9 protein-coding genes are annotated in these 10,394 nt (G+C 69.1%); 2 read left to right on the forward strand and 7 right to left on the reverse strand.

The features are described from left to right. Nucleotides 1-208 precede the first annotated feature (208 nt). The 6 genes from ACLFOB_RS11940 to ACLFOB_RS11965 all read right to left on the reverse strand — a co-directional run bounded on the left by ACLFOB_RS11940 (nucleotide 209) and on the right by ACLFOB_RS11965 (nucleotide 6,433). Nucleotides 209-2,212 (reverse strand): alpha/beta fold hydrolase, encoded by a 2,004-nt coding sequence (locus ACLFOB_RS11940; RefSeq protein WP_410918513.1) that lies wholly within the window; start codon nucleotides 2,210-2,212, stop codon nucleotides 209-211. 24 nt (nucleotides 2,213-2,236) lie between these two features. Beyond that, nucleotides 2,237-2,968, reverse strand: a complete 732-nt coding sequence (gene phbB / locus ACLFOB_RS11945) for an acetoacetyl-CoA reductase (protein ID WP_410926199.1) — start codon at nucleotides 2,966-2,968, stop codon at nucleotides 2,237-2,239. A gap of 93 nt (nucleotides 2,969-3,061) precedes the next feature. Beyond that, on the reverse strand, nucleotides 3,062-4,249 hold the full coding sequence (locus ACLFOB_RS11950) for a thiolase family protein (protein WP_410926200.1): 1,188 nt from the start codon (nucleotides 4,247-4,249) through the stop codon (nucleotides 3,062-3,064). A gap of 148 nt (nucleotides 4,250-4,397) precedes the next feature. Further along, nucleotides 4,398-4,784: a putative toxin-antitoxin system toxin component, PIN family gene (locus ACLFOB_RS11955; protein ID WP_410926201.1), complete on the reverse strand. Its 387-nt coding sequence runs from the start codon at nucleotides 4,782-4,784 to the stop codon at nucleotides 4,398-4,400. 112 nt (nucleotides 4,785-4,896) lie between these two features. Beyond that, nucleotides 4,897-5,436 (reverse strand): DUF2795 domain-containing protein, encoded by a 540-nt coding sequence (locus tag ACLFOB_RS11960; protein WP_410926202.1) that lies wholly within the window; start codon nucleotides 5,434-5,436, stop codon nucleotides 4,897-4,899. Between the two features lies 1 nt (nucleotide 5,437). Beyond that, the gene (locus ACLFOB_RS11965; RefSeq protein WP_410926203.1) at nucleotides 5,438-6,433 is read right to left on the reverse strand and encodes a DUF2795 domain-containing protein; all 996 of its coding nucleotides are present in this window, start codon (nucleotides 6,431-6,433) and stop codon (nucleotides 5,438-5,440) included. A 285-nt stretch (nucleotides 6,434-6,718) separates the two neighbouring features. Between ACLFOB_RS11965 and ACLFOB_RS11970 the strand changes: the two genes are divergently transcribed. Continuing rightward, entirely contained in the window at nucleotides 6,719-6,955 is a 237-nt protein-coding gene (locus ACLFOB_RS11970; RefSeq protein ID WP_410926204.1) for a hypothetical protein, read from the forward strand. Between the two features lie 49 nt (nucleotides 6,956-7,004). Here the strand turns inward: ACLFOB_RS11970 and ACLFOB_RS11975 are convergent, their stop codons facing one another. After that, nucleotides 7,005-9,329 carry a CDC48 family AAA ATPase gene (locus ACLFOB_RS11975; protein WP_410926205.1) on the reverse strand — a complete coding sequence of 775 codons (2,325 nt, stop codon included), beginning with the start codon at nucleotides 9,327-9,329 and terminating at the stop codon, nucleotides 7,005-7,007. 529 nt (nucleotides 9,330-9,858) lie between these two features. On the opposite strand from ACLFOB_RS11975, the gene ACLFOB_RS11980 reads away from it, so the two are divergent. Beyond that, nucleotides 9,859-10,394 (forward strand): cation:proton antiporter (locus ACLFOB_RS11980; protein ID WP_410926206.1); only part of this gene is annotated, 536 nt, incomplete at its 3' end.

Consider the following 10,394-nt stretch of genomic DNA (forward strand, 5'->3'; position numbering starts at 1 on the left):
GCGCCGCGCAGCAGGTTCGTTGCCGCAACGTCAGCCCATGCCCGCGCGGCTCCTGCCGGCACAGGCGTACTCGCGTCCGATCGGCGTGCCGCCGGCGATGCATCGGCTTGGCAGTCCTTGGCCCGGCGGCGGCGCTGCGGCGCGCACTTTCGCGCGCAGGCGATTCGGGCGCATCGCCCGCGCCGTCCTGCCACGCGCGCCATGCGCGTCACCGCTGGAAGACATAGGTGCCTGGGGCCTCTTCCTTCGGGCGATAGGTCTCGCTCCCCATGGCAGGCGGTGCCGTCTCGCCGCTTGACTCTTCGCGCAGCCATTCGGTCAGCGCCGGCCACCAGGAACCGTCGCGCTGCTCGGCGTGTTCGCGCCATGTCTCGGGGGCAAGATAGCGCTCTCCCTCCCGGGTGCAGCGGATCCGGTAGCTGCGCCCGGCATGGCCCGGCTCGCTGACGATGCCGGCGTTGTGGCCGCCGTTCGTGAGCACGAAGGTGATGTCGGTATCGGCCACGAGGTGCAGCTTGTAGACCGACTGCCACGGTGCGATGTGGTCACGGGTGGTCGAGACGCAGAATATCGGCGCCTCGATGTTGCTGACCGCGACGGGACCCCCGTTCAGTTCGAACTTGCCGTTCGAAAGCTGGTTCTCGAGGAAGAGACGGCGCAGGTATTCGCTGTGCATCCGGTAGGGCATGCGGGTGGAATCGGCGTTCCAGGCCATGAGGTCGAACATCTCCTCCCGCTCGCCCAGGAGATACTCCTGGATGTAGCGTGACCAGATCAGGTCGTTGGACCGCAACAGCTGGAAAGCGCCGGCCATCTGCTGGCTGTCCAGATAGCCGCGATCCCACATCATGTGTTCCAGATAGGACACCTCGCTCTCGCTGATGAAGAGCCCAAGCTCGCCGGGTTCGCTGAAATCGGTCTGCGTGGCGAAGAGCGTCAGGCTTGCCAGCCGGTCCTCGCCGTCGCGGGCCATCTGCGCGGCCTTGGCCGTCAGCAGGGTGCCGCCCAGGCAATAGCCCACGCCGTGCACCTTGCGCCCGGGCACGATGGCCTGCACCGCGTCGATGGCCGCCTCGACGGCGGCGGCATATTCCTCCATCCCCAGGTCGCGATCGCGCGCATCGGGGTTGCGCCACGACATCGCGAAGACGGTGAAGCCCTGATCGACCAGATGCCGGATCAGCGAATTGTCCGGAGACAGATCCAGGATGTAGTATTTCATGATCCAGGCGGGCACGATAAGCAGCGGCTCGGCGGCGACCTTGTCGGTCTTGGGCGTGTACTGGATCAGCTCCATCAGATGCGTGCGATGCACCACGCGGCCCTCGGCGGTGGCCAGATCCCGGCCGGGGACGAAATCCTCTGCGCCCACCGGCGGGCGGTCGCTTGTCAGGCGTTCCCAGTCCTCGACGAAATGCTCCGCACCGCGGATCAGGTTGCGCCCGCCTTCCTCGCGCGTGCGCTCGGCGACCACCGGATTGGTCCAGAGGAAATTCGTGGGCGAAACGAGGTCCAGCATCTGCCGGGTGACGAAGGAGACGACCTGTTCGTCATGCCGCTCGAGCCCGTCGACGTCGTTGGTCGCGCGATACCACCAGTCCTGCGTCAACAGGAAACCCTGCTGCATGAGGTTGTAGGGATACTGGTGCCATGCGTCGTCGTCGAAACGGTGGTCGTGCTCCATCGGCTCGATGCAGGGATCGGCCTCGGCGCTCTGCGTCGCATGTGCTGCGAAGCCGAGAAAACGCGCCCATGACCGCGTCGCGTGATCGGCAAGCTGCACCTGCTTTCCCGGCGAACTGGCGGCATGCAGCCACCACGTGAAGAATTTCGAGGTCAGGCCGAAAGGCGTCACGCCTGCCGTCATGCGCGCCAGCATCGCCTTGCTGGCCGCATCGATGGCCATGATGCCGTGCTGCTCCTCGGGCGGCTGGAAATGGTAGGCGCGGTGAAACTCGGGCGGCTCGGCGGTCAGGCCATAGCGTTCCTCCCGCTGGGCCGTGACCTCGCCATGCTTCTGCGCCTCCGGCCGTTCGGCGGTCGTGTCCGCTGCCGGCCGATCGGCGGGCTCCTGCTGTCTCTCCGGCGGTTGCGGCGCGGCCGCCTGCTGCCGGCGCGGCGCGGGTTTCGCCGTCTTCGCCGACGTCCGGCTGTCCGGCGTCCGGGTCTTCTGCGCGCCACTCTGCGCGCTTTGGGTGGTGCGTCTGGCCATGTCTTGTCCTCCTGCGGTGCGGCCTCAGCCCATGCGGAAGCCGCCGCTGACGTTCATCGTCGTGCCGGTCACGAAGTCGGCCCCCTCGCCGGAGAGGTAGACCACGGCGCGGCCGATCTCTTCCGGCTCGGCAAGGCGCCCCTTCGGCACGTTCTCCAGAATGTTCTCCATGATCTTGTCGGGCACCTTCTCGACCATCGCCGTGTCGGCGTAGCCGGGCGCGATCGCGTTGACGGTGATGCCCTTCTTCGCCGTCTCGCGGGCGAGCGCGCGGGTGAACCCCTCGATCCCGGCCTTCGCGGCGCAATAGTTGGTCTGCCCCGCCTGCCCGCGGGCGGCATTCACCGACGAGACGTTCACGATGCGCCCGTAACCGCGCTCGCGCATCCCCTCGATCACCTGCCGGCACATGTTGAACATCGAGCCGAGATCGACAGCGATCACCTGATCCCACGCCTCGCGCGACATCTTGTGGAACATCGCGTCACGATTGACGCCGGCGTTGTTCACCAGCACGTCGACCGGGCCCAGGTCCTCTTCCACACGGGCCACGCCGTCGCGGCAGGCGTCGAAGTCCGCGACATCCCACTCGTAAACGGGGATGCCCGTCTCTTCGCCGAAGGCGCGGGCGGTGTCGCCGCCGCCAAGATGCGTCGCCGCCACCGTGAATCCGGCCTGCCTGAGCGCGCGTGCGCTGGCCGCGCCAAGGCCCTGGACGCCCCCGGTGACAAGAGCGACTCGCTTGCTGTCCGACATCTTGGTCTCCTTTCAGACGGGCTTGCGTGCAAACGGCGGCACCGGTTGCTTTCACGCGTCAACGCGGGTCGGGCCCGGTGCGGTCCCTCGCGTCTAATCGATCCGTTCCAGCGCCAGCGCGATTCCCTGCCCGCCGCCGATGCACAACGTGACCAGCCCGCGGCGCAGCCCGTCGCGGCGCATGGAATGCAGCAGCCGCACGGTCAGGATCGCGCCCGTCGCGCCGATCGGGTGACCGTGCGCGATCGCGCCGCCCTCGACGTTCACGATGTCCTCTGGAAGGTCCAGGTCCTGCATGACGGCGATGGCGATGGCGGCGAAGGCCTCGTTGATCTCCACGCGCTCCAGGTCGGCGCGCGCCCATCCCGCCCGGTCGAGCGCCCGGTGCACCGCCGGCACGGGGCCAAGGCCGAACATGCCGGGCGCGACCGCGCCCACGCCGTGCGCCACGAGCCGCGCCATGGGAACAAGCCCCTGCGCCTCGGCCCAGTCGCGGCGGGCGACCAGCATCGCCGCGGCAGCGTCGTTGAGGCCTGGCGCGTTGCCCGCCGTGATGGTGCCGTCCTCGCGGAAGGCAGGGCTGAGCTTCGAGAGCGAGTCGGCGGTGGCATCGGGCCGGTTCGTCTCGTCCTGCTCCAGCCGCTCTTCGCCCTTCCGACCCCGGACCGTGACCGGAACGATCTCTTCCGCGAAGCGTCCGTCGGCCTGCGCCCGGGAAAAGCGCTGCTGCGAGCGCGCGGCCCAGTCGTCCTGCGCCTCGCGCGAAAGCCCCTTCTCGGCCACCAGATCCTCGGTATGCCAGCCGGAGTGCTCACCAGAAAAGGCGTCGAGCAACCCGTCGCGCAGGGTGGCATCCTCAACGGTGCCCGCCCCCATGCGGTAGCCCCATCGCGCCTTTCCGAGCATGTAGGGCCCCTGATCCATGCTCTCCATGCCGCCAGCCAGCACGCAGTCCGCGTGGCCAAGCGCCACCTCCATGGCGGCGCTGGCGATGGCCTGCGCGCCCGAGCCGCAGACCCGGTTGACCGTCATTGCCGGAGCGCTCTCGGGCAGGCCGCCATTCAGCGCCGCCTGCCGCGCCGGGTTCATCCCGGCGCCCGCCTGGATGACGTTGCCCATGATGGCGGCATCCACCCGCTCGGGGGCAAGGCCGCTGCGGTCCAGAACCCCGGCGACGGCCTGCCGCCCGAGTTCGGTGGCTGGCACCGACGCCAGAGTGCCGCCGAAACGGCCCACTGGCGTGCGCAGGGGTGTGCAGAGAACGATTTCGGGCGTGTCCATGGCGATGCTCCTCTCGCCGCAGTGAGTTCCTTCCCATCAATCGCATGCCTGCCGGCGCCGCGAGATTATCGCAGGTAAACGGGACATGCAGGGAACAGGCATGGCGACGGCCTTCCGGCGGTGCGACAGCAGCCTGCCGTGGTCGGCATCACGACCGCATCCGCAAGACCTCGGAGGGTTTGGCGACATCGAGCCGGTCGCGGTGGTCGAGCAGATGGTGATCGGCGCTCACCAGTGTCGCCCCCGTCGCCCGCGCCAGGGCGGCGAACTTGCGGTCCTGCGGGTCCGCCACGAAAGAGACCAGCGAGGGATCGCAACGCCCGGTGAATTCCGCTTCGGGCCGAAAGACGTCGGCAGCCATCTCCCACGACAGTCTGGGAATCCGCTCGAGAACATGCCGGATTTCGCGCCGCGTCGCCGCATCCCAGACCAGCGTGACGCGCCCGTCCCTGGCCGCTTCGAGCAGTTCCGCCGAGGCGCTTTGCGGATTGAAGCCCGCCGCGACGAAGACGTTGGTATCGTAGATCGCGCGCATCGTCTCTGTGGCACCCTCCCGCCGTCTTGCCCGCCTGTCGCCGCCTCGACGCCGGATCGTCAGGTGCGCACACCGAGGGCTGGCATACATGCCGCGCAGGAGACGAGAGCCGTCATCCCCGGTCCTGCGCCTTCGCCTCGCCGAAGGCTTTCGCGACATCGGACATGTCGGCAAAGCTGCGCTCGGGCAGGCGGGAAATGAGCTCCATCTCGGCCTGGCTGGCCTGGGATCGCGCATGCGCCTTCAGATCGCCCGTGGAGGCCGGAAAACTCATGCCGTCGCACAGCTGCGCGAGACGCGCGGCCGACACCGCCCCGGTGTCCAGGGCGGCCTCCCCGCCGCGGACGCTTGGCTGGTGGGTCGGTTTCTCCCGATGCGCGCGTATCTCGCCAAAGGCGCGCGCAACCTCGGCGGCATCCCGGTATTCCCGGTCAGGCAGGCTTTCGAGGATCTCCGCGGCCTCCGGCGCGCCCCGGCGTCGCGCGTGATCGGCCAGCCTGCCGCGTGGCGCGGGATAGTCGATGCCCGCAAGCGCGCGCTCCAGATCGGCGGCGGAGGGGGCGCGTTCCGGGTGGGAGGTCTGCATGTGGCGACGATACTCCGAGAGGGTGTCGAACTCCGCTCCGCAAATCTCGCAAGCGTATTGGGCCATCTCAGCGCACCTCTCCGATCGCTTTCGTGACGTCCGCCATCGTTTCGAACCGGCGGTCCGGGATGGACCTGAGCAGGCCGATCACCTCTTCGGGGGCCTCGTTGCCCTGCGCGTGACGGACGAGACCCGCCCGGTCGGATGGAAACGACACCCCCTTGAGCGCTGCGGCCACGCCCGCCGCCGAGTCGGTCTTGGCCGCGGCCGCGCCGCCGCGCCGGCCGCCCTTGCTGCGGTCTCCCCGGGCCTCGACCGGGTCTGCCTCTTCCTTCGGTTCGGCAAATGTGCCGCTCCGCAGCGCCTCGTCCGGCCAGGCATCCGCATCGAGGCCGAAGGTGGCGAAGGGATCGGGCCGGCCATCGTCGGGGATGCTGAAGGGGGCTGTCTCTTCGTGCGCGCCGATCAGGACCAGTTGCGCGTTCTCGTGATCGAGCAGCCGCGGGTCCGAGACGTCGATCCATCGCTCGTCGGCGAATTGCCCGGCGATGTCTTCGGGATAGGCGGGTTTCTCTTTGGGAAATCCGGGCACCTCCACCGACGGGTTCCGCACGGCGATCACGTAGCGTGCCTCCTGCCGGATACCCAACGCCTCCTGCGCCGGGCCGGGCCGGCGCGGGGCGACGAGGCGATAGACAAGCTGGCTGGCGTCGTCGCCCGAGACGATGGCGTATCGCCCCGCGCCCGCGGGAACCGCCTCCGAGGTCTGCCGTTCACCGCGCGTCTCGGTGTCATAACGCACCGGATGCAGCGCCTTGCCGACGGCCTCCGGCGCGTCCACCATCGAAAGCAGCAGCCAATGCCGCTCGCTCGGGTCGGATTCGCCGGGCAGGATTCGGGGGAGGTGCTTGCGGCCGATCACGAAGAGACGTGCGTGCCTGCCGTCGTCGGGCACGAGAGCGAGGAACACGCGCTCGAGATCGTCACGCCCCGACGGCTGCCGCACGCCGAGCCGTGTCCTGTAGAAGAAGTGGATTTCACCGCTCTCGACAGTGTTGGTCATCGCAGCCCTTCTCCCGTTCCGACGCCCGGCCCAGCCTGGCCGCACGCGCCGCCACCCGGCGGAAGCGACGCTGCGTTCTCAGGTCAGACAAGTTGCGGCAGGCGGGCATGTTCCCGTCTCGGTGTCGTCGCAGCGCCCCGCGCCGGCGCGTGACAGCCCTGCCGGGCTTCCCGCACAGCACTTCGCGCCGCGAGGCAACTGACGACGGGGGGCTCCACGCCCCGGAACCCCGTCCCCGATCATCGATTGTGCCCGAGGAAAACCTGAAGACCCTGGAGGCCCGCAATGGACGTATTCTGGTTCTGGTTTCTCATCCTCATGCTGGTGGTGCTTGTCTTTGCCTGGCCCAGCTGGCCCTACACATACGAGCGCTGGCCCTACCGCTACGGCGGCGGCTACCGCTACGCCGCACCGCTGGTGGCGGCGGGGCTCGCATTGCTGGTTCTGCTGCTGTTCTGGCTGGGGATGCTCGCGATCGCCTGGCCGTGGGCGGTTGCTCCGGTTGCGCCGCCGCCCACCTGAGGCCTCGGCAGCGCCGCCGCTGGACGGCGCTGCCGTGGTTCCCGCATGACTACGCGTTCCGGCCGCGCGCCCTTGCGGCCTCGGACATCTCGCGGTCGTACTCTTCCCGGGCCAGGCGGAAGCCGATCGGTTGATCGAGCGGGTTTTCCTGGCCCAGCGCCGATTTCAGACGGTCGTATTCCTTTTCCATCTCTTCCGAGACGGAGGCGCGGCTGTCCGCCAGCGCCGCCTCGAACTCCTCGGGGCCGACGGTCTGCTTGCCCCGCCGCAGGGCGGACAGGCCTGCGCGGCGGACCACATCCGCGAGGTCGGCACCGGTGTAGCGCTCGGTCCTGCGGGCGATCTCGTCCAGATCCACCCCGTCCGCGAGCGGCATGTCCTTCGTGCGGATCCCCAGAATATGGCGCCGCGCGTCATGGTCCGGGACGGGGACATAGATGAGCTCGTCGAAGCGGCCGGGCCGCAGCAGCGCGGGATCGACAAGGTTGGGCCGGTTGGTCGCGCCGATCACAACCACGCCCTGCAACTCCTCGAGCCCGTCCATCTCGGACAGGATCGTGTTGACCACGCGCTCGGTCACCGCCGGCTCGCCCATGCCGCCGCCGCGGGCGGGCACGAGACTGTCGATCTCGTCGAAGAAGATCACCGTCGGCGCGACCTGCCGCGCACGTTGGAAGAGCCTGGCGACCTGCTGCTCGCTCTCGCCATACCACTTCGACAACAGGTCCGAGGAGCGGGTGGAGATGAAGTTCGCCTCCGCCTCGCGCGCGACCGCCTTGGCCAGCAGCGTCTTGCCGGTTCCGGGCGGCCCGTAGAGGAGAAAGCCCTTGGCCGGCCGGATGCCGAGGCGGTGAAAGGCGTCCGGGTCCTTCAGGGGCAGCTCGATGCTTTCCTGCATGGTCTCGCGGACCTGTGCGAGGCCGCCGATATCGTCCCACGAGACGTCGGGCACCTGGACCATGATTTCGCGCATGGCGGAGGGCTGGACGCGGCGCAGCGCCCCCTCGAAATCGGCGCGGGTCACGGAAAGCTTCTCGACCAGCTTCGCGGGCAGCTCCGCCTTCAGGTCAAGCTCGGGCAGGAGCCGGCGCACCGCGTCCATCGCCGCCTCGCGGGCGAGCGCGGCGATGTCGGCGCCCACGAAGCCGTAGGTGCCGCGTGCCAGCTCGTCGAGGTCCACGCCCTCGTCGAGCGGCATGCCGCGGGTGTGGATGCCCAGCACCTCGCGCCGTCCCTTCTGGTCCGGCACGCCGATCGCGAGTTCGCGGTCGAAGCGGCCGGGCCGGCGCAGCGCCTCGTCGAGCGAGTCGATCCGGTTCGTCGCCCCGATCACCATGACGTTCTGGCGCGGCTGCAGCCCGTCCATCAGCGTCAGAAGCTGCGCGACCAGCCGGCGCTCGGCCTCGCCGCCGACCTGGTCGCGCTTCGGCGTGATCGAGTCGATCTCGTCGATGAAGATGATCGCGGGCGCCTGTTCCGCGGCCTGCTGAAAGACCTGGCGCAGGCGCTCCTCGCTCTCGCCCTGCATCTTGCCCAGGATTTCGGGGCCGTTCACGAGAAAGAAGCTGGCTTCGGCCTCGTTCGCCACCACGCGGGCGAGCAGGGTCTTGCCGGTGCCGGGCGGCCCGTGCAGCAGCACGCCCTTCGGCGGATCGATCCCCAGGCGCTGGAACAGCTCCGGGTGCCGCAGCGGCAGCTCGACCATCTCGCGGATGCGGTCCACCGTGTCGCCCAGCCCCCCGATGTCGTCGTAGGTGATGTCGGGGCGGCGGCTCTCGGACGGTTCCTCGTAGGTGGGGCGCAGGATCACCTCGGTCTCCTCCGTCATCTGCACGAGCGCGCGCGGCTCGGTCGACACGACGACAAGGCGGATTTCCTGAAGCCCGTAGGCCGGCAGGTTGAGCATCTGCCGCAGTTCTTCGGGAATGCGCCGGTCTGCATGGGCCCTTGGCGCGTGCACCGAGGTCGAGACCACGTCGCCCGCCGCAAAGGGCCGGCGGAAGAAACTGCGCCGCAGCGCCTCGCCCGAGCCGTGCAGGCGCATGTCCTTCTGCGCCGGGGCCAGAACGATCCGCCTGGCCGGCCGCAGCTCGGCGCGGCGGATCTCGACCTGCTCTCCGGCGGCCACCCCTGCATTGCCGCGCAACAGCCCGTCGAGCCGGGCCAAGGTCAGCCCCTCGTCCTCGGGCGCCGGGGGCATGGCTATGGCGACGGTCCGCCGCTTTCCCGCGATCTCGACCGCCTCGCCCTCGCGCACGCCGATGCGCTCCATCGTCGGGCGGTCAAGCCGCACGATGCCACGACCCGCGTCCTCCGGCCGTGCACTTGCCACCTGCAGCCGCAAGCCGCCCGCGTCATCGTCTGTCTCGGCCATGCCAATACTCCTTGGATTTTCCGGCCCGTCCCGTCGAGGGTTCTGCCGCCCCCGTGCCGGGCGGGGACTCCCGCCTGAGTAATGCGCCATGGCTGCAGCTGTTCCTTGGTCCCGACGGGACAGAGCGCTCAGCGTGATCGACACACGCGGTGCGGCCAGGGTCATGAACGGCCTGGCGATCGCCTGCATGACGCCATCCGATGGACCTCTTTCACACCGACATCAGACAGGCGCGTCCGTCTCTCGTTCGGTGCCGCCGGCAGTTCCGGGCCGGTGCGGCCGGGGAACCGGCTGCGCGGATGCCGAGCGCATCTGCTGTCATGCGGGATCGGCTCCTGCCTGCCGAGACAATGCGTCGGCCGTCCGGCATGCGTGCGCGCCATCCGGCGACCACGGCGGGTTTTTCGCAGGCATGAAGCGCGAGCGGGCGAGGCATCCCGGACGCCGGCACGAAGAAATCTTGCCCTTCGGCGTCGACAAACGGGCAGCGCCGTTTCCCCGCGCGTGAAATTCCAGCTATTTCAGGCTTATGGATATCGTCCTTGGCACCACGGTCATCGCGTCCCTGTTCCTCGTCATCGGTGCGGCGGAGCCGCTCGCCGCGCGCTTGAAGTTGCCATACAGCGTGATCCTCGCGGTGCTGGGCGTGCTGATCGGCGCGGGCGCGCTCTTCTTCCTGCGGACGGAACTGACCGATGCGCTCAACCCCGTGGCCGAGGCGATCCTGGGGCTGCCGATCCGGTCCAACGTCTTCCTTTACGTCTTCCTGCCGACGCTGCTGTTCCAGGCGACGCTGGGCATGAACCTGCGCCGGATGCTGGACGACTGGGTGCCGATCCTCGTTCTCGCGGTCGTGGCGGTGGTCGTGGCGACGCTGAGCGTGGGGTATGCCCTGTCATGGGCCAGCGCGCTGCCGCTTGCGGCCTGCCTGCTGATCGGCGCGATCGTGTCCACGACTGACCCGTCGGCGGTGGTCAGCATCTTCCGCTCGATCTCGGCCCCGCGCCGCCTCGCGCGGATCATCGAGGGCGAGAGCCTGCTGAACGACGCCGCGGCCATCGCGCT

This window comes from Rhodosalinus sp., from assembly GCF_046542825.1.
Lineage (GTDB): Bacteria > Pseudomonadota > Alphaproteobacteria > Rhodobacterales > Rhodobacteraceae > Rhodosalinus.